Genomic DNA, 19,032 nt, shown 5'->3' with positions numbered 1-19,032 from the left:
CAGGCTCAGGGAACGTTCGAAACCACCGGACGCTTCGCAGCTGATTTCCGCCGGGTGTAACCGGCCGAAATTCACTCCGGACCGGGCGGAACTTCGGGACCCCGCGGAAGGCCGCTCGGAGCCGATGTGTTCTGGTTGGGTTTGTGGTCCAGCCCGAAATCACCCGCGCGTCCGTGGGTCTGCGGTCCGAGCGCGGTCCGGTCCTGTTGTCGGTGATGCTGTCGGCCGGGCTGGTGGCGATCGACTCGACGATCCTCGCCACCGCCGTGCCGGCGATCGTGGACGACCTCGGCGGTTTCTCCCAATTCCCCTGGCTGTTCTCGATCTACCTGCTGGCCCAGGCGGTCGCGGTGCCGATCTACGGCAAGCTGGCCGACATCATCGGCCGCAAGGCGATCATGCTGTTCGGCATCGGCGCGTTCGTGCTCGGTTCGGTGCTCTGCGGGCTGGCCTGGAGCATGCCCGCCCTGATCGCGTTCCGGGCGGTCCAGGGGCTCGGCGCCGGAGCCGTCCAGCCGATGGGGATGACGATCATCGGCGACATCTACACCCTGGCCGAGCGGGCCAAGGTGCAGGGCTATCTGGCCAGTGTCTGGGCGATCTCGGCCGTCGTCGGGCCGACGCTGGGCGGCCTGTTCGTCGACTTCCTCGACTGGCGCTGGATCTTCTTCGTCAACGTACCGCTCGGGGCGGTCGCGGTCTGGATGCTGGTCCGCAAGTTCACCGAGGAGCAGCTGACCCGGACCAAGCACAAGATCGACTACGCGGGCGCGGTCCTGCTGACGGTCGGCGGTTCGCTGTTGATCTTCGGCCTGCTGGAGGGCGGCGTGCTCTGGCCGTGGATCTCCTGGCCCAGCCTGGCCGTGCTCGGCGGTGGCGTGCTGTTGTTGATCAGCTTCGCGCTGGTCGAACGGAAGGCCGCCGAGCCGATCCTGCCCGGCTGGATCTTCAGCCGGCGGATCCTCAACGGGGCCAACCTGGTCAGCCTGACCGTCGGCGTCATCCTGATCGGACTCACCTCCTATGTGCCGCTGTTCGCCCAGGGGGTGCTCCACACGTCGGCCCTGGTGGCCGGCTTCGCGCTGGCCGCGATGACGATCGGCTGGCCGTTGGCGGCCTCCAACTCGGGCCGGCTCTACCTCTGGATCGGCTTCCGCAACACCGGCCTGATCGGGTCCGTGCTGGTGCTGGCGGGTGCCGGACTTCTGTTCACCTTGGGCGTCGGCAGCTCGATCTGGGTGGTCGCGCTGACCTGCTTCCTGATCGGCCTCGGCATGGGCCTGGTCGCCAGCCCGTCCCTGATCGCGGCCCAGTCGACGGTCGGCTGGCAGCACCGCGGCGTCGTCACCGGCGCGAACATGTTCGCTCGGTCGATGGGCAGCGCGATCGGCATCGCGGTCTTCGGAGCGATCGCCAACGCCTCGCTGGCCGGCAAGGGCGCGATCGGCTCCCACGGCAGCACCAGCAGCGACGTCCCGCCCGAGGTGCTGGCGCCGGCGATCCACCAGGTGTTCATCGGGTCGGCGGTCTTCGCCGTCCTGCTGGTGATCGCGGTGTTGATCATCCCGCGCAAGATCGAGACCGACGAGTCCGTTCAGTAGGTCGTCGAGAGCCCGCCGTCGACGGCGATCGTCTGACCGGTCAGGTACGACGCGCCGTCGCCGGCCAGGAACGCGACGATGCCGCCGATCTCCTCCGGCCGGCCCCAGCGGCCGAGCGCCGTCCGGGACGTGACGAACTCGGTGATCTTGGGGTCGGCCACGATCGGTGCGTTGGTCTCGGTGGCGAACGGCCCCGGCGCGATCGAGTTGACCCGGATCCGGTGCGGCCCGAGTTCGGCGGCCAGGGTCCGGGTCAGGCCGTCCAGACCCGCCTTCGCCACCGTGTACGCGACGTCGGCCCGGGCGCCCAGCAGCCCGCCGACCACCGACGAGACGTTGATGATCGACCCCGGCCGGCCGAGGTCGACCAGCCGGCGGGCGACCACCCTGCTCATCGTGTACGCACTCGTCAGGTCGACCCGGACCAGCCGTTCGAAGTCGGCCTGGTCCATCTGCAGCACGCCGCGCCGATCCCGCTGACCGACGTTGTTGATCAAGATGTCGATCGGGCCGTGATCATCGGCGAGCCGCTCGACCGCCTCGGCCGCACCGGGGCCGGCGACGTCGAACGCCGCGGGCCGAGCGTCCAGCCCGGTCGCCCGGAGCGACGCGCAGACCTCACCCAAGGGTCCGGCGTCGCGGCCGTTGATCAACAGCCGGGCTCCGGCCGCGCCGAGCGCGCGGGCCATCTCCAGGCCCAGCCCGCGCCGGCCACCGGTAATCAGGGCCAGCCGCCCGTCGAGTCCCGGCACCGGGGTCAGACCCGCCATCGGAGCTCGGCTCCACCCTGCCGCGCGGATTCGTCCGCCAGCAAGGAGATCCGGGTGCTCAGCAGCTGCTCGGCCACGGTGCTCGGCGCCGGCCGCCGGATCAGGTCGGTGAGCACCCACTGCGCCTCGTCGGCCGGCAGCCCGCAGGCGATCACGGCGGACGGCCGGTCGCCGATCATGGACCGGAACCTGCCGTTGCCGACCTCCCAGGCCACCGCGCCCTCGTCGCCGATCAGCTGCACCACGACCGTGTCGCCGGCCGCGGACGGATGGCGGATCACCTCGGCCAGGGCGTCGCCGTCCGGCCCGCTCCCCCGGACGGACATGATCACCAACTCCTCGGTCTCGCCGGTCTGTCGCACCGTCGTGCCCGCCCCGACGCCGCCGGTCACGGTGCCCTCGGTCACGCCGGTGAACCAGCGGAACAACTCCAGGACCTCACGCGTCGCGGCGGCCAGCGCGTCGTCCGCCACCTCGGCGGCCGCCTCCAGGACGACCTCCCGGATCCGGCCCAGCCGGCCCTGGTCGAACAGCTCGCGGGCCAGCCGAAACGCGGGATGGTTGCGGTAGGTGTGCACGACCGCGAGCCGGCGGCCGCCCGCGGTCGCGGCCTCGGCCAGCCGGTCCACCTCGGCCAGCGATCCGGTCAGCGGCGGCGCGACGATCACATCGACGCCGGCCGCCAGCGCGTCCCGAACCACCTCGGCGGTCACTTCCACCGGACTGGCGACCGCGATCATGGTCGGCTTGGCGCCGTCCAGCAACTCCCGATGACCGGCGAAGGCCGGCGTCTCATGCAGCACGGCGAACTCGGCCCTAGCCGTCTCGTCGGGCTCGCTGTAGCCGACCACGTGCACGCCGGCCCGGCGACGTTCCACCGGATGGACGAACAACCGGTGCCGCTCGTCGGCGACGCCGACCAGTGCGAAGTCGATCATGGTCTCCTCCCCGTGGCGGTGATCATGATCACCGCCGGTCCCCCCGCCGCAGGTACGCCAGCACGGCCAGCACCCGGCGGTTCCCGTCCGACTCCGGCGGCAGGTCCAGCTTGCCGAACAGGCTGCCGATGTGTTTGCCGACGGCGGCCTCGCTGACCACCAGGTTGGCCGCGATGGTGGCATTGGACTGCCCCTGCGCCATCAGGCCAAGCACCTCCAGCTCGCGCGGGGTGAGCCGCTGCAGCGGGTCGCGCCGGCTGCCAAGCAGGGCCCGGACCACGTCCGGATCGACGACGGTGCCGCCGCCGGCCACCTCGGTGATCGACTCGGCGAACTGGGTCACCTCGGCCACCCGGTCCTTGAGCAGATAGCCGACCCCGGCGCCCGAGGATTCGAGCAACTCGTCGGCGTAGGCCTGCTGGACGTACTGGCTGAGCACGATCACGGCCAGGTCGGGCCGGTCCCGGCGCAGCTGGACGGCCGCGCGCAGGCCCTCGTCGGTGAAGTCCGGCGGCATCCGTACGTCCGTGATCACCAGATCCGGATCATGATCACGGACCGCCTCGATCAAGGACGTCGCGTCGCCGACGGAGCCGACCACCCGGTGCCCGAACCGGGTCACCAGGCTCTCCAGGCCGGATCGCAGCAGCACCGAATCCTCGGCGATCACGATCGCGAGCGCGCGTTTCCCGGTCAGGGGCAGGTCAGTGGCTGGCATGGCACCTCGAACCGTACAACGGTGGGACCTCCTGGGGGACTCGACACATACATCCGGCCGTCGACGACGGCCAGCCGATCGGCCAGGCCGAGCATGCCCGACCCGACGGACGGATCGGCGCCGCCCTGCCCGTCGTCGGTGACCTCGGCGATCAGCCGGTCGGTGCGCCAGTCCAGCGACACCGTCGCCAGTCCGGCCCTCGCATGCTTGGCGACGTTGGTCAGGGCCTCCGCCACCGCAAAGTAGATCGCCGTCTCGACCGGCGACGGATAGCGGTCCTCGACGGACAGCCGGGTGTCCACTGCGACCGGGGATCGGGAGGCCAGGTCGGCCAGCGCCGTGGCCAGCCCGCGCTCGACCAGGACCTGCGGATAGACGCCGCGGACCAGTTCGCGCAACTCGACCAGGGCCAGCCGGGCCTGCTCCTGGGCCTGCGCCAGCCGGTCCGCGGCCTCCGAACCCTCCGGTACGTCCATCCGGGCCAGCCCGAGCTCGACGCTCAGCGCGACCAGCCGCTGCTGGGTGCCGTCGTGCAGGTCCCGTTCGATCCGGCGCCGCTCGGACTCGAACGCGTCGACCAGCCGGGCCCGGGACGTGGTCACCTCGGTCAGCCGGCGGCCCAGCTCGGACTCCTTGGGCGCCAGCACGGCCCGGCTGATCGCCGCCCGGGCGCCGGCCCAGGCGGTCACCAGGTAGGCGAAGAAGGGCACCAGGACCAGGCTGATCACGGCCACGGCCAGCGATTCCAGGACGTTGCTGCCGGCGATGATGTCGATGATCGACAGCACCGCCATCACGAACGGGGCCACGAACACGGCCAGGACGACGCCGTCCATCAGGCAGAGGATCGTGCAGACGACCGCGTACCCGATCTCCTGCCAGGTCAGCGGATCTCGGAGCCGGGTGGCCGCCCAGACCCGCAGATCGGTGTGCCCGCTGCGGTTTCGCGGCCGGTCGATCGGCTCGGCGTCGACCATCCGGACCCGGAAGCGCTCCACCCGGGCCAGGCCGAGCCCGCAGAGAACGAAGACGCAGAGCAGGACGATCACCCCGACCAGGGCGAGCACGGTCTGCGGGCTGAGCCGGGTCACCACGATCTGCTGGACCATCACCGTCATCGCGATCACGATCAGCGCGAAGCAGGCGCCGATCACCACACCGACGCCGACTCCGCTGAGCAGGTACGCCAGCGAGAGCCACGGCCACCGCGACAGCAGGAAGCGTCGCGGTGGCTGGACCATGGCCTGCCAGGGTGCGCGAGCGGACACGCTTGTGACCCTACTGACGCGGAGCCGACGGCACAGTAGGCCCAGGCCTACTCCCCGGGTCGGGCAGGCCTCCCCACCGGCCGGGCGGCAGGCGGCATCCTGTACGAACGTACTGTACGATCGTATGCATGAGCGTGGAGACGACCCCGACGACGACAACCGGACGACCGAGCTGGCGACTGACCCTCGGCCGAGCCCTCGCAGCCATGATCATCTTCTGCGTTGCGCTCGGGGTCGCAAGCGGGATCGGACTCGGGGTCGCGACCATGATGGGCTGGCCGTGGCCGGCCGGCCCGTTGCTGCAGGCCGCACTCTGCACGGTGATCACCCTGGCCGGGATCGGCTGGTTGGCCCGGGTCACCCGGTCCGCCGCCGAGTGGTACGGATTCCGCCGCAGCAAGATCATCCGAGACCTCGGCATCGGGGTCGGAGTGATCGCCGCAGCCGCGCTGGTGGTGATCGGGCCGACGGCCGTGCTCGGCGGAATTCACTTCCAGGGCGTCGATCCGGCCCCACTGCTGGCCTGGCTGGGCGTCACCGTGATCGTGGCGACCGGACTCGAGACGTTTCCCGAGGAGCTGGCGTTCCGCGGGCTGGCGTACAGCTCGTTGCGGGGCCGGCTCCGCCCATTCCTCGCCGCGACCGCCGCTACCGTGATCTTCGTCCTCGCCCCCGGGCTGGCGACGACGATCACCGCGCTCGTCACCCGGGCGCTCGGCGCCGGCGAGCCGCCCTGGTATTCGCTCGCACCGGCCGGCCAGGACACCGTCAGCTATCTGATGCTGCTGGTGCTGTGGAGCTGCTGCCTGATCCAGGCCCGGCAGGTCACCGGCAGCATCTGGGTCGGGGTCGGCGCACACCTGCTGCTGTTGATCATCAACCGGACCCTGCTCGGCTCGGCCACTGGCTCCGGCGTCGAGCTGGCGAGCCCGGACCTGATTCTGATCATTCCCGGGTACGTGATCCTGGCGACGGTCGGCTTCGGTCTCCTCCGCGGGCGCTGGTCATGACCGATGAGCCGCCGCGCGGCGCGCACATCCTGGACGCCGCCGTCCGGTTGATCGCCGCCGATGGCCTGGCCGGCCTGTCGATCCGGGCGGTGGCCGCCGAGGCGGGCGTGTCCGTGGCGCAGGTGCAGTACTACTTCGGCAGCAAGGACGCCCTGATCGAGGCCGCCTTCGACCGTGCCGGCGCCGAGTTCCTGAGCCTGCTGGAACCGGTCTTCCGGCGCCCGCCGTCCCCCCGCCGGCTGCGTGAGTTGATCATGCTCTGGCTGCCGCTGGACGAGCAGCGCGAGCACCGGGTCAAGGTGTGGCTCGCGTTCGCCGGCGCCGCCGCCTCGCACCCGGCGCTGGCCGAGTCGTCCCGGCAGAACGACCGCGAGGTGGCCCACTGGTTCGAGCAGGAACTGGCCGGCCTCGGCGTCGCCGACCCCGCCGTCCAGGCCGCCCACCTGCTCGCCCTGATCGACGGCCTCGCCCTCCGCTGCCTCACCCTGCCCCCGAGAACCCGGGCGACGTTGATCAAACAAGTCCTCGACTCGCACCTCGCGGTGCTCGTGCCCGGCACGATGCACACTTAGTCCGACAGCCGTATACCTGTGGAGGCCTGGAACATGGGGACCATCAAACTGGACGTCGATCACCACGTCCTCGGGGAACGCCATGCGCCTGGCTGGTGATCGGACCGGGTGATCCGGCCGTCAGGCTGCCCCACCCAGCAGCCGCGGGAAGATCGCCGACCAGCGTCCTTCATGATCAGGTTCCGGATACTGCGGAACATAGCCGAGCCGCAGATAGAGCTTGATCGCGGCCAGCCGGTGATCATCGGTCTCCAGCACCGAGGCGCCGAGGCTCTCGGCCGCGAACCGGTGCAGCACCGCGACGACGACCGCGAACCCGATGCCGCGTCCGCGGTCCGCCGGGTCGGTGGCGACCCAGTGCAGATAGCCGGCGCCGGGATAGCGGTCCGGCAGCGTCCGGGCCGACGCGGTCGCGATGATCCGGTCCCCCTCGCGGAGGACGAAGGTCCTGGTCACGGTCGGGTCGTCGAGCAGGTCGCGGTGCACGCGTTCGATGTCCCAGGGTTCGTCGAAGCAGGCGGTCAACAACCGGGCCAGGCCGTCCCCGTCCGCGGGGCCGGCGACCTCGGTGCCGTTCGGGGCGGCCGGCAGCGCCGCCAGGTCGGGCCGGCGCATCAACAGTGAGGTCATCAGTTCTCTCATCGGTACGAGGTGCGGGACCGCTGTCCAGTATTCACGGGTTCCGACGGTCTGCGATGATCATGACACCATGACCGGCCGTGATCTTCGACGCCTGCCCAAGGCCAACCTGCACCTGCATCTGACCGGCTCGATGCGGCCCGAGACGGCCGACGAGCTGGCGGCCCGGCATGGCCTGCCGCCCTTGCCGCCGGTCGATCCCGCGGGCCCGGTACCGCACGGCTGGGAGGTCTTCCAAGATCGTTACGACGCCGCCCGGAGCGCCGTCCGGACCGCCGCCGACATCCACCGGATCGTCACCGAGGCGATTGCCGACGACCAGGCCGCCGGCGCCGGCTGGGTCGAGCTGCAGGTCGACCCGACCGCGTACGCACCGCACCTGGGCAGCCTGGAGGCGGTGATCGAGGCCGTGCTCGCGGCGGTACGGGGACGGCCGGCGGGAGTGATCATCGCGGCCAGCTGGGGCGCGCCGGCCGATCACGCGGAGCGCCTGGCCGAGCTGGCCGTGCGCTACCGGCCGCACGGTGTGGTCGGCTTCGGGTTGTCGAACGACGAGCGGCGCGGCCGCACTGCGACTTTCGTGCCGGCCTTCCGGCTGATCACCGAGGCCGGTCTGCTCGCCGTGCCGCACGCCGGGTTCTACCAGGGTGCCTGGCACGTCCGCGAGGCGATCGAACTGCTCGGCGCACACCGGGTCGGGCACGGGCTGACCGCGGTCGAGGATCCCGCCGTGCTCGACCTCCTGGCCCGGCGCGGCATCGCCCTGGAGGTGTGCCCGACGTCGTACCCACCGTTCGGAGTGGTCGCCGATCTGGCCTCGATCCCTCTTGATCAACTCGCCGCGGCCGGAGTGCCGGTGGCGCTGGCCACCGACGATCCGTTGATCTTCGGCGTCGACCTGGCCGGACAGTACGCCCTGGTCCGGGACCACCTGGGCCGCACCGACACCGTGCTCGCCGCCCTGGCCGAGCAGTCCGTCGACGCCTCCGCCGCGCCGGCCGAGTTGAAGCAGCGACTCCGGGCCGGGATCAAGAGCTGGCTCGGCTCGCATAGCCGACCGCGACGCCGCCGGCACTGATCATGGCCGAGCCGAGCAGGCTGTTTCCCGCGGCGACCCGGCCCGCTCGACGTCGGCGGCCAGTTCCAGCCGGTGCACCGACAGCACGGCGCTCAGGCCGACGGTGGCGCCCAGGCCGCGGCGCAACGCCAGGGTGCCGCGCGGCAGCAGCGGCCGGGCACACCAGATCCCGGTCACCACCAGGAACACGGCCCGCCAGCCGAATACTCGGCCACCCCAGCACGGTGCTGGGGGCCCGGTTCTCCACTTAAGGTCAAGGCCGGCCCGATCGTCGCTCATACCGGCCCTTCGCCAGGTCGTACGCCTTCGTCAGCAACTCCCGGACGACGCCGGCGGTCTGTGGCCCCGGATTCACGACGGCGAGCCAGCCGAGCGAGCCGTAGACCGGGTGGGCGATCACCACGTCCTCCCGGCTCGGGTCACGGTCGTTCGGCAGCCCGGACTCGCGGGGCAGGTGCCCGACCTGCTCCACGAAGGCGTCCCGGCCGGCGGCCAGGTTAACCCGGAATGCGCCTGGCCGGTCCAGCCGGGACCGTTCGTCGTCCGGGTAGTTCTTGGTCACGACGGTGACGAACGGTTGCGTCGCCGTCGGCAGCACACCGTCCGGTGCGTAGTAGCAGAACACATCGCCCCAGGCGAGTTCCGGCGTCCCGTCGCCCGGACCCGACCGAAGCACCAGCGTCCCAGGCAGCGCGGCCAGCTGATCGACGATCTCCTCGAGTTCCATGGTTCGAGCGTTCCATTAAAGTGATTGTTGAGGCTTACGACTCTGAATCCGAGGAGAACCAGTGCCAACCCTCAATCGGCACGGCTGGCGCACCGGAGCCCTGGCCCGGCGGGCCGGCTACTCGGCCCAGCAGATCCGCAACCTGGAACGAGACGGCGTGCTGCCTCCGGCCGACCGCACCGACGCGGGGTACCGGAGCTACCGCGAGGTGCATCTGCAGTCCGCACAGGCCTATCGCGCGCTGGCCGCCGGGATCGGGCCGGTCGCCGCCAAGGCGTTGCTGCGAGCGGTGCACAGCCGGCCCGTGCACGAGGTGCTGGCCCGGCTCGATGCGGCCCATGCCGGCTTGGACCGGGAGCGGTCCGAGGTCCGACTGGCCCGCGCCGCCGTCGCGGCGATCGCCGACGAGCCGATCCGCGACGTCCGACCGAGCGACGCGATGAGTGTCTCCGAGCTCGCCACCGCCCTCGGCGTACGGGCCTCGACGTTGCGGCACTGGGACGCCGAAGGTCTGGCGGTGCCGGATCGGGTGACGCCCGGCGGCGCGCGCCGCTATGCACCGAACCAGGTCCGCGATGCCCGGATCGTGCAGCAGTTGCGACTCGCCGGCTACCGGATCGACACCCTCCGGGCCGTCCTGCCCGAGCTGACCGGCCACGGGAAGGCCGAGGTCACCGCCGCGCTGGCCGCCCGCGACGTCAGCATCGAGACCAGATCCCGGGCCCTGCTCGACGCCGCCGCCATGATCAGCAGGCTGCTCGCCGACCGGGACGCTCGGGCACGACTGTAACAACCTCTGTTACGGTTATCTCGAGAAGGAGGTGGGCGATGACCCTGAGCAGTCGCACGGCGGTGGCGATCCACACGCTGACCAAGCTCGCCCAGCACGGACAAGATCAACTTCTCACCTCGGCGGAGATCGCGGACAGCCTGAACGGCAACCCGGTGGCCGTCCGGCGGATTCTCGGCCAACTCCGCTCCGCCGGTCTGGTCGAGTCGACCGAGGGGTACGGCGGCGGCTGGCGGCTGAGCCGTCCGGCCCGGCAGATCAGCCTCTACGACGCGTACGCCGCGGTCGAGCCCGGCCCGGTCCTGGCCGGACACACACACCCGCCGAACCCGGGCTGCGTGATCGGCCGGCACATCACCACCCTGCTGCACAGCGAATTCAGCGCGGCCGAGACCGCCCTGCAGCGGCGGCTGAGCCGGACCAGCATCGCCGCCATCCACCGAAGCATCCTCGACCTGGAAACCGAAGCCGAGCAGGCCTGACCGTTCCACCATCCCTTCACCACTTGATCATGCCCAAACTGTAACAACTCTTGTTACAGTTTCAGAAAGGACTCCGCCCCATGCCGGTCGACCAAACCCGAACCGTCCGCCCGCGCACCACGGCGGGCGTGCTCGCGATCGTCGGGCCCGCCATGCTGCTGGTGGTGATCAGCAGCGACATGGTCACCCTGGTGCTGCCGATGATCGGCAGCGCGTACGGCGTCGCCAAGGCCGAGCTGGCCTGGCTGGTGACCGGCTTCCTGCTCACCTTCTCGATCGGCATCCCCTTCTACGGAAGGGTTGCCGACCGGTTCAGCCTGCGCAGCCTGTACGTCGGCACCTTGCTCGTGTTCGCCGGCGGCAGTGTCGTCGCCGCCCTCGCGCCCGGCTTCGTGCCGATCGTGATCGGCCGGGTGATCATGGGTGCCGGGGCGGCCGCGATCCCGGTCCTCTCGGTGGTCGCCGTGATGCGCCTGCTGCCGCCGGACCGGCGCGCCGTCGGTTTCGGCCTGCTGGGGGCGGTGGGCGGCACCGGAGCAGCGCTCGGCCCGGCCTTCGGCGGCGTCATCGGCCAGCTGATCGGTTGGCGAGGGCTGTTCTGGACCACGGCCGGGCTGGCGCTGGTGCTGCTGCCCGGCGTGCTTCAGGGCCTGCCGGCGACGCCGGGTGCGGACCGCCGCCCGATCGACGTGGCGGGCGGGCTCCTGCTCGGGTCGAGCATCGGCGCGCTGCTGCTCGGCGTCACCCAGGGCCAGACCAACGGGTTCGGGTCGCCGGCCAGCTGGCCGTTGATCATCGCGGCGCCGGTGCTGGCCGTGCTGTTCGTCTGGCGTCTGCGGACCGCCGCCCACCCGTTCGTGACGCCCGGACTGTTCGCGCACCGCGCCTTCACCGCCGCAACGCTCACCGTACTGCTGGCGATGGCGGTCAACCTGGCCACGCTGGTCTTCGTGCCGACCATGATCATCGAGGAGAACGCCCTGACGCCGGGCCTGGCCAGCGTGATCATGATCCCCGGTGGCATCGCCCTGGGCGTGCTCTCACCGGTCGCCGGCCGGCTGATGGGACGGTACGGCCCGCGGCCGCCGGTCCTCGGAGGCTTGATCATGATCGCGGCGGCGACGCTGACCCTGGCGTTCGGCGCCGGAGCGTCGCCGGTCCTGGTCGCGGTCGCGGTGACCGGCCTCGGCGCCGGCTTCGCGTTCGTGATCACCAACGTCACCGCGGTCGCAGCCGAGTCGCAACCACCTGAACTTGCCGGCGCGGGCCTCGGCATCTTCCAGGGCGCCCAGTTCCTCGGCGCCGGGACGGGGCCGGCGCTGGCCGGCGTCCTCCTCGACGCGCGGCACGGCACCGGCCCCGTGCTCCCCTGGTACGCCCTCGAGGCGCCCGCCTACTCCGACCTGTTCCTCGTACTCACCGCGGTCACCCTGATCGCGCTCGTGATCGCGGCCGGGACGCTCAGGTCACGGCCTTGACGCAGACCAGCCGGATCGTGCGTCCGTCCTTGCTCTTCGTCCCCGGCGAGACGGCCGCCCTCTTCAGCCAGGACTCGACCGAGGACGGGGTCACCGTCCGGTGCCGCGACAGATAGAGCGCCGCGGCGCCGGTGACGTGTGGTGCCGCCATCGACGTACCGGACATCGGGCCGATGCCGCCGCTGTTGCCGGTCGACTTGATGTCGACACCCGGCGCCCAGAGGTCGACGCACGGGCCGTAGTTCGAGAACGACGCCTCCCGGTCGCCGGAGCCGATCGCGGCGACGGTGATGATGCCGTTGTTGGTACCGGCGCCGGCCCGGGCCGGCGACTGCTCACAGGCCGACTTGCTCTTGTTGCCCGCGGAGAGCCCGTACACGACACCGGAGGCGGCCGACCGGCGGATCGCGTCGTCGAGCGCCTTGCTCGGGTTGCCGCCGATGCTCATGTTCGCCACGGCGGGCTTCTTGGCGTTCGCCGTGATCCAGTTGATCGCCGCGATCATGTCGGAATACCAGCCGTGGGTCTCGCAGTCGAGCACCTTCAGCGACGTGATCGGAATGCCCGGCGCGACGCCGACAACGCCGGAGGTGTTGTCCCGGGCGGCGATCGTGCCCGAGATATGGGTGCCGTGGCCGTGGCAGTCGGTGTCCGGCTCCTCGGTGAAATTGAGCCGTTTCACCACATTGAGATCGGGGTGCGGGGCGACCCCGGAATCGATCACGTACGCATTCACGCCGGTCACCGTTCCGGATCCGTTGCCGGCCTTGGTATAGCTCAGATCGGCCTGCACCCGGTTGATGCCCCAGGGGAAGAACTGCCCGTTCCCGGTGCCCTTCTGGTCCGGCTCGACGTACTTCACCTGCGGATCGGCCAACAGCTTCTTGACCAGCCCCTTCGGCATCGTCGCGCTGTAGCCCCGCAGACCCTTGTCGTACACGTGACCGATCTTCAGCCCGGTCATCGACTGCAGCCGGCGCAAGGTCGACCCGAGCAGGTCGGCCCTCTCGTCGAGGACGACGATGTAGCGGCCGAGCCGGTTGTCCTCCGGCTGCTCCGCCGCGGCCGGCGCTGCCGCCGCGCACGAGAGCAGGACGATCGCCGCGAATGCGGCGAAACCTTTCAAGAACCTGCGCATGAAAAACGTACCCCTCCCCCAAGACCCCCGCATCCGGCGGATACCGCCGGGTCTGATCTCGAATTCCGACCGTTCTTATCGGCCCGGAACTCACCATTTCGCAGGCCGTAACTCGGGAGCAATGAACTTCAAGAACTCCTGAGCGAGTCCCTGCGGAATACCGGGGAACCACAGATTCTTTGGGTAAGGGAATGTATTGACACCTGCAGGCGCTTTCCGCGGAGTTCATCGACTTCCGCCCTGCGGAGCGGGTTATCCGCTGGGTGCGCGGGCGGACGGTTACCGAGAATCGGCCGAGGGCCCGGTCGGGTTTCCGGCCGAGCGGGCTAGGTCGCCCGTTCGGCCATGATCAACCGGCCGAGCGAGCCGAGATTGCGCTCGAGCTCGGCCCGCCAGCGATCGCCGGCGACGGCTGCATCCGGCGGCGCGACGGGAACCGTGTCGACCTCCAGCGTGTCCGGCTCGGTGACCCAGAAGGCCTTGTTGGCAACGGAAACGCAGTAGCCGAGCAGGTGGGTGCTGATCAACCGCTCGACCCGGTACAGCTCGGCCGTGGACACTCCAGCGTCGTCGAGAATGCCGTACATCACCCGGACCACCCGGACGGCCTCCGGCGCGACATAGGGGCGGGTCAGGAGCAGCGGCATCACGGTCGGATAGCGGCGGCCGAGGGCCAGGAGTTCGAGCGCGACGTGCCGGAGCCGGGCCGGCCAGGGATCGGCCGGGTCGGGCAGGTCGAGCTCGCCGAGCAGGGCGCCGACCATCCCGTCGAGCAGTGCCTCCTTGCTCGGCAGGTGCCGATACAGGGCCATGGTGGTGAAGCCGACCTCCGCGGCGACGGCGCGCATCGAAACGGCACTGAGCCCGTCCCGGCCGGCGACCGCGAGCCCGGCCCGGACGATCTCGGAAAATCGGCTACCCACAGCAGAAGTGTACTTAGTACACTCCCGAGCCATGAGCAAGCGGGATCGGCGCGGACCGCTGCGCCGGATCCTGCCCTGGGCGAGGCCGTACCGACGCGACGTGGTGATCATGATCATCACCGACGTGCTGGCCCTCGGCGCGCAGATGTCGCAGCCGTTGCTGATCGCCGCCATGATCGACGGCCCGATCCTGCACGGGGATCCGGCCGGCATCTGGGGATACGGGGCCGCGATGCTCGCCCTGGGCGTCGTCCAGACGGTGATGTACGTGCTCCGCCGCCGCGCGATGCTGGCCTCGGTCCGCCTGGAGCACGATCTCCGGGTCGCGTGCTACGGCCAGTCGCTGCGCTGGGACCCGGAGCAGCACGCCCGGTCCGGCTCGGGGCACGTCGTCGCCCGGACGACCGGCGACCTGCACACGGTGGGCTCGTTCTTCAGCTTCGTGCTGCCGTACCTGATCTCGACGATGTTCACGCTGGTGTTCGTCACCGCCATGCTGCTGGTGCTGAACCCGGCGATGGGGGCACTGGTCCTCGTCGCGATGATCCCAATGGTGGCGGTGAGCCGGACGTTCGCCCATCGGTACGAGAAGCTCGCCGTCGAGGCCGGCAGCCGGACCGACCGGCTGACCACCGCGGCGTCCGAGTCGATCCGCGGGATCCGGGCGATCAAGCTGTACGGGCGGCGGCAGCTGATGCTCGACCGGTTCCTGGCCGGGGCGCACGGGCTGCGGGACGCCGAGCTGAGCCTGATGCGCCTGTTCGCGTCGTTCGACTCCGTGCTGGTCGCGTACCCGATCCTGGTGCTGGCCGGCGTCGTCGCGGGCGGCATCGCAGCCGTCACGACCGGAGCACTCAGCGTCGGCGGCTTCGTGGCGTTCACGGCCTTCTACTTCCGGCTGACCCGGCCCGTGATGGTGGCCGGCGGACTGCTGGCCCAGACCCAGCTGGCCTCGGCGGCGACGCGTCGGGTGCTGGAGTTGCTGGACACCGAACCCGCGCTGCGGGAGCCGCGTGATCCGCAGCCGTTGCCCGCCGGAAGTCTCGCCGTACGGTTCGACGGCGTGGTCCTGGACGAGGACCGGCCGGACTCACGGATCGACCTCGAGGTCGGACCGGGTGAGACCGTCGCGCTCGTCGGCGCCACCGGTTCGGGCAAGTCCCGGCTCGCCGCGCTGGTGCCGCGGCTGGCCGATCCGGTGTCTGGCCGGGTGTCGGTCGGGGGCATCGACGTGACCCGGCTCCGGCTCGCCGAGTTGCGGGAGCGGATCGGTGTCGCGTTCGAGGATGCGGTGCTGTTCTCGGGATCCGTACGGGAGAACCTCACGGCGGGTCGCCCGGCGATCGGCGAGGCCGAACTGCACCGGATCCTGGAGCTGACCCGGGCCGATTTCGTGCACCGGTTGCCGGACGGGCTGGACAGCGCGGTCGAGGAGCAGGGGCTCTCGCTTTCGGGCGGCCAACGACAACGGCTCGCGCTGGCCCGTGCGGTGATCGGACAACCCGCGGTCCTGGTGCTGGACGATCCGATCTCCGCCCTCGATGTCCGGACGGAGGCGGCGATCGAGCAGCGGCTGCGGCCGGTCCTGGACCGGGCGACCGTGATCATCGTGGCTCGCCGGTTGTCCACCGCGAGATTGGCGGACCGGATCGCGGTGCTCGACGCCGGCCGGATCGTCGACGTCGGAACCCATGCCGACCTGGTCCGGCGAAGCCCGGCGTACCGGTCCCTGATGCTGGGCCATCCCGGTCCGGAGGGTGGCCACGATGGCTGAGTCCGCTCTCGATTCCGTACGGCGGCGCCCCGGTGCCGCGCCGGCGGTTGCGCTGCTCGGTGATCTGTTGCAACCGCACCGCTCGGCGCTGTCAGTGCTGCTGGTGCTGGCGGTCCTGCAGACGGCCGTGTCCGTCACCGGACCCTGGCTGGTCGGCGTGGCCATCGATGTCGGGCTGAGCGAGGGACTGGCCGGCCGGATCGCCCCGGTGATCGGGGTGGTCGCCGCGCTGGCCGGCTCCGCCGTCCTGTCCGGCCTGCTGAACCGGCTCTGGATCAATCGCGCGGGCGTGCTCGGCCAAGAGGTGCTGTTGGCGCTGCGGACCCGGGTGTTCGACCGGCTGCAACGACACTCGGTCGCCTTTCATGATCGACTCGGCGTCGGCCAGGTGACGGCCCGGCTCACCTCGGACATCGCGACCGTCGACGCCCTCTTCGGGACCGCGCTGACCGGGCTGCTGCAGGCCGTGCTCACCGTGATCGTGATCATGGTCGTGATGATCGTGCTGGACCCGCTGCTGGCGCTGGTCACCGTGCTGGCCCTGGTCCCGCTCGCCGTCCTGACCGCGTGGTACTCACTCCGGTCGGCGGCTGCCTACCGTGATCAACAGGCGGCCGCCGCGGCGTTGACCGGACACGTCGTGGAGACCCTGGACGGCATCCATGCGGTGCAGGCCTACACCCGGGAGCCCCAGGCAGCCGCCGCCTACACCGCGTTGTCCGATCAGAGCCGGGCCGTCGGCGAGCGACAAGTCCGGCTCGGCACCGTCTACTTCCCGGCGATGGAGTTGATCTTCGGACTCACCACCGCCGTGCTCCTGGTCGCCGGCGGCTTCCGGGTGGCCGACCACAGCCTGCAGATCGGCATCCTCGCCGCGTTCATCCTGTATGTCGCCCAACTGTTCGGCCCGGTGCTCAGCCTGACCGGCTTCGTCGACGCCTTGCAGTCGGCGATCGCCGGGCTGGAACGGGTCGCTGCGGTGATCAACGCCCCCGACGACGTGCCGGAGCCGGAACAACCGATTCCGCTGCCGCGACCGGTCCACGGCCGGGTCGAGCTTCGAGCCGTCCGGTTCGGCTACCCCGGCTCCGGACGTACGGTGCCGGTCCTGAACGGGCTTGAGCTCGACCTTCCGGCCGGCAGCACCACCGCGATGCTCGGCGCCACCGGGGCCGGCAAGTCGACGATCGCCAAGCTGATCGCGAGGCTGCACGATCCGAATGCCGGCCAGGTCATCCTGGACGGAGTTGATCTTCGCCAGGTCGCTGACGCAGAGCTCCGCCGGTCGGTGAACCTGATCACCCAGGAGACCCAGCTGTTCGCCGGCACCATCGCCGACAACCTTCGGTTCGGCCGCCCGGACGCCACGGATGACGACCTCGTCGCCGCCGCCCGGTCTGTCGGCGCCGACGCCTTCATCGAACGGCTGTCCGACGGTTACGCCACGCTGGTCCAGGCGCGTGGCACCGGGCTCTCCGCAGGACAGCGCCAGCTGCTGGCCTTCACTCGGGCGCTGCTCGCCGACCCGACCGTGTTGATCTTGGACGAGGCGACCTCGGCGCTCGACGTCCCGACCGAGCGGGCGATCCAGACCGGGCTGCGCAACCTGCTCCGCGGCCGTACGGCGATCGTCATCGCGCACCGGCTCTCCACCGTCGAGATCGCCGACCGGGTCGTGGTGATCGCCGACCAGCGGGTCACCGCCGACGGCAGCCCGGCCGACCTGTTGCGCCGCGGCGTCCCGGAACTGGTCGCGCTGCACCGCGATGCCGGGGAATGATCATGGGCCCGTGAGCACCGATCATGGTCACGGGCCGAGCAGGCCGAGCGGAACGGCCGCTACACCATCGCGCCGACGGTAGGCGTGCTCACCGGCGTAAAGAACGAGAGCGTCGATCAAGTCGCTTCCGATCTGATCCCGGAGCCAGCGCAGATGCTTGACATCGTCGTCGACGACCCGGTCGGCCAGCTTGACCTCGATCGCAAGGATCCGGCCATCGGACCGTTGAACGATCAGACCCACCTCGTGATCACCATTGCGTGTCCTCAGGTGTGCGACGCGCGCCTCGGCAGCCTCCGCGTAGGTATGGACGGAGAGTGCCGCGAGGTGTTCGAAGAGCGCGCCGAGGATGGTTCCCTCAGACAACTGGGCGCGACCTTGCTCCGCGCGGAGCAGAGCAGGTCCGTCGAGCCCGAGCAAACGCGCCGCGAGCGACGGATCCGCGAGTTGGTGCTTCGGCGACTGCATAAGGCGATCAAGATGATTGCGGCTCGGTATCCAAGGAGGTATCGGATCGAGCAGCCAGAGGGACGACAACGCATCGCGATAGGCCATCGTGGTTTCCTTGGCCGGCTTGTTCGGCAGACCAGGTGTCGCTGCGTCCAGGATCTTCGTGTACGTCGTCGTCGTGGAGGTCGCCGCCGCATAGGCCGCCAGCCAAGACCTCAGCACCTCCGGCTTGCGGACGGGATAACCCTGTTCAGGGAACTCGCGATGCACGACGTTTTCGAGGTACGCATCCAGTTCTGCACGCCGGGCGCGTGCCGCGACCGGTCGAATCGCGGGGAAGCCCGAGGCGACGATCTCTTCGACGTACGCCGTCACACGAAGCCGAGTGGTTCCGCCAACGTCCGAATTGCCCCCAAGGAGGTCGGCCAGGCTGACCGTCGGATTCTCGATCTCCCGTTCAGCCAGGCTCAGCGGTCGCATGCGCATCGGTACGATCCGCCCGGCACCTGAATGGATGACCGCGCCGCGAGGCGCGGAGCTACCGGCGATGATGAAGTGACCGGCCGGCGACCCGTCGTCGACCGCGCGCCGAATGTGATCCCACACCTCCGGAAGCCGTTGCCACTCGTCGACAAGCACCGGTCCCGGCATGCTGGTCAGGACGGACGGATCGGCGGCCACGATCTGGCGCTGCCGCTCCAGGCTCAGATCGATCACCGACACAGCCCGCTGCGACGCGGTCGCGGTCTTGCCGACGCCCTTGGGACCATGGATCGACAATGCGCGGAGCTGCGGCTGAAGCTCATCCAGGGTGCGATCGATGATTCGTCGCCGGTAGCTGGGCATGCCTCTAGTCTACCGATCGCACGACTTCTAGTCTTCCAATAGCAGGACAT

At 70.3% G+C, this 19,032-nt stretch carries 19 protein-coding genes; 9 read left to right on the top strand and 10 right to left on the bottom strand.

What is annotated here, in order from left to right:
• Positions 1 to 173 precede the first annotated feature (173 nt).
• Positions 174 to 1,601 (top strand): MDR family MFS transporter, encoded by a 1,428-nt coding sequence (locus tag BKA15_RS23565; protein ID WP_312879233.1) that lies wholly within the window; start codon positions 174 to 176, stop codon positions 1,599 to 1,601.
• Here the strand turns inward: BKA15_RS23565 and BKA15_RS23560 are convergent.
• The 4 genes from BKA15_RS23560 to BKA15_RS23545 are packed head-to-tail and all read right to left on the bottom strand — an operon-like array spanning position 1,595 to position 5,295.
• Positions 1,595 to 2,371, bottom strand: coding sequence for an SDR family oxidoreductase (locus tag BKA15_RS23560; RefSeq protein WP_179754920.1), 777 nt, complete (start codon positions 2,369 to 2,371; stop codon positions 1,595 to 1,597). The genes BKA15_RS23565 and BKA15_RS23560 overlap by 7 nt on opposite strands.
• Positions 2,359 to 3,309: a Gfo/Idh/MocA family protein gene (locus tag BKA15_RS23555; RefSeq protein ID WP_179754918.1), complete on the bottom strand. Its 951-nt coding sequence runs from the start codon at positions 3,307 to 3,309 to the stop codon at positions 2,359 to 2,361. The genes BKA15_RS23560 and BKA15_RS23555 overlap by 13 nt, the downstream gene beginning before the upstream one ends.
• A gap of 28 nt (positions 3,310 to 3,337) precedes the next feature.
• Positions 3,338 to 4,027, bottom strand: coding sequence for a response regulator (locus BKA15_RS23550; RefSeq protein ID WP_179754916.1), 690 nt, complete (start codon positions 4,025 to 4,027; stop codon positions 3,338 to 3,340).
• A complete protein-coding gene (locus BKA15_RS23545) occupies positions 4,003 to 5,295 on the bottom strand; it encodes a sensor histidine kinase (protein ID WP_218871546.1) in 1,293 nt (430 codons plus the stop codon). Before BKA15_RS23545 ends, BKA15_RS23550 begins: the two co-directional genes overlap by 25 nt.
• A gap of 128 nt (positions 5,296 to 5,423) precedes the next feature.
• Here BKA15_RS23545 and BKA15_RS23540 point away from each other — a divergent pair, with 128 nt between their 5' ends.
• Positions 5,424 to 6,305: a CPBP family glutamic-type intramembrane protease gene (locus tag BKA15_RS23540; protein ID WP_179754914.1), complete on the top strand. Its 882-nt coding sequence runs from the start codon at positions 5,424 to 5,426 to the stop codon at positions 6,303 to 6,305.
• The gene (locus tag BKA15_RS23535) at positions 6,302 to 6,877 is read left to right on the top strand and encodes a TetR/AcrR family transcriptional regulator (RefSeq protein WP_179754912.1); all 576 of its coding nucleotides are present in this window, start codon (positions 6,302 to 6,304) and stop codon (positions 6,875 to 6,877) included. Before BKA15_RS23540 ends, BKA15_RS23535 begins: the two co-directional genes overlap by 4 nt.
• Positions 6,878 to 6,997: 120 nt before the next feature.
• Here BKA15_RS23535 and BKA15_RS23530 read toward each other — a convergent pair whose 3' ends face one another.
• On the bottom strand, positions 6,998 to 7,507 hold the full coding sequence (locus BKA15_RS23530; RefSeq protein ID WP_179754910.1) for a GNAT family N-acetyltransferase: 510 nt from the start codon (positions 7,505 to 7,507) through the stop codon (positions 6,998 to 7,000).
• Positions 7,508 to 7,586: 79 nt separating this feature from the next.
• On the opposite strand from BKA15_RS23530, the gene add reads away from it, so the two are divergent.
• Positions 7,587 to 8,594 (top strand): adenosine deaminase, encoded by a 1,008-nt coding sequence (add, locus tag BKA15_RS23525; RefSeq protein ID WP_179754908.1) that lies wholly within the window; start codon positions 7,587 to 7,589, stop codon positions 8,592 to 8,594.
• On the opposite strand, the gene BKA15_RS23520 is transcribed toward add, so the two are convergent.
• Both BKA15_RS23520 and BKA15_RS23515 read right to left on the bottom strand, forming a co-directional pair.
• The gene (locus BKA15_RS23520) at positions 8,595 to 8,783 is read right to left on the bottom strand and encodes a hypothetical protein (RefSeq protein WP_179754906.1); all 189 of its coding nucleotides are present in this window, start codon (positions 8,781 to 8,783) and stop codon (positions 8,595 to 8,597) included.
• A 64-nt stretch (positions 8,784 to 8,847) separates the two neighbouring features.
• Complete coding sequence (locus BKA15_RS23515; RefSeq protein WP_179754904.1) at positions 8,848 to 9,321, bottom strand: DUF6194 family protein; 474 nt, start codon at positions 9,319 to 9,321, stop codon at positions 8,848 to 8,850.
• Between the two features lie 61 nt (positions 9,322 to 9,382).
• Here BKA15_RS23515 and BKA15_RS23510 point away from each other — a divergent pair, with 61 nt between their 5' ends.
• The 3 genes from BKA15_RS23510 to BKA15_RS23500 all read left to right on the top strand — a co-directional run bounded on the left by BKA15_RS23510 (position 9,383) and on the right by BKA15_RS23500 (position 12,071).
• The gene (locus tag BKA15_RS23510; RefSeq protein WP_179754902.1) at positions 9,383 to 10,111 is read left to right on the top strand and encodes a MerR family transcriptional regulator; all 729 of its coding nucleotides are present in this window, start codon (positions 9,383 to 9,385) and stop codon (positions 10,109 to 10,111) included.
• Positions 10,112 to 10,149: 38 nt separating this feature from the next.
• Positions 10,150 to 10,593, top strand: coding sequence for an Rrf2 family transcriptional regulator (locus BKA15_RS23505; protein WP_179754900.1), 444 nt, complete (start codon positions 10,150 to 10,152; stop codon positions 10,591 to 10,593).
• Between the two features lie 80 nt (positions 10,594 to 10,673).
• On the top strand, positions 10,674 to 12,071 hold the full coding sequence (locus BKA15_RS23500; RefSeq protein ID WP_179754898.1) for an MFS transporter: 1,398 nt from the start codon (positions 10,674 to 10,676) through the stop codon (positions 12,069 to 12,071).
• Here BKA15_RS23500 and BKA15_RS23495 read toward each other — a convergent pair.
• Complete coding sequence (locus BKA15_RS23495; RefSeq protein WP_179754896.1) at positions 12,055 to 13,209, bottom strand: S8 family peptidase; 1,155 nt, start codon at positions 13,207 to 13,209, stop codon at positions 12,055 to 12,057. The genes BKA15_RS23500 and BKA15_RS23495 overlap by 17 nt on opposite strands.
• A gap of 326 nt (positions 13,210 to 13,535) precedes the next feature.
• The gene (locus BKA15_RS23490) at positions 13,536 to 14,132 is read right to left on the bottom strand and encodes a TetR/AcrR family transcriptional regulator (RefSeq protein WP_179754894.1); all 597 of its coding nucleotides are present in this window, start codon (positions 14,130 to 14,132) and stop codon (positions 13,536 to 13,538) included.
• A gap of 31 nt (positions 14,133 to 14,163) precedes the next feature.
• On the opposite strand from BKA15_RS23490, the gene BKA15_RS23485 reads away from it, so the two are divergent.
• Both BKA15_RS23485 and BKA15_RS23480 read left to right on the top strand, forming a co-directional pair.
• Entirely contained in the window at positions 14,164 to 15,906 is a 1,743-nt protein-coding gene (locus BKA15_RS23485; RefSeq protein ID WP_179754892.1) for an ABC transporter ATP-binding protein, read from the top strand.
• The gene (locus BKA15_RS23480) at positions 15,899 to 17,686 is read left to right on the top strand and encodes an ABC transporter ATP-binding protein (protein ID WP_179754890.1); all 1,788 of its coding nucleotides are present in this window, start codon (positions 15,899 to 15,901) and stop codon (positions 17,684 to 17,686) included. The genes BKA15_RS23485 and BKA15_RS23480 overlap by 8 nt, the downstream gene beginning before the upstream one ends.
• Positions 17,687 to 17,713: 27 nt before the next feature.
• On the opposite strand, the gene BKA15_RS23475 is transcribed toward BKA15_RS23480, so the two are convergent.
• A complete protein-coding gene (locus BKA15_RS23475) occupies positions 17,714 to 18,982 on the bottom strand; it encodes an ATP-binding protein (RefSeq protein WP_179754888.1) in 1,269 nt (422 codons plus the stop codon).
• Between the last annotated feature and the right edge of the window lie 50 nt (positions 18,983 to 19,032).

The sequence above is a fragment of the Microlunatus parietis genome (assembly GCF_013407955.1).
GTDB lineage: Bacteria > Actinomycetota > Actinomycetes > Propionibacteriales > Propionibacteriaceae > Microlunatus > Microlunatus parietis.
Note: the sequence above shows the minus strand (reverse complement) of the source record. Positions and strands in the feature narration are given on the sequence as shown.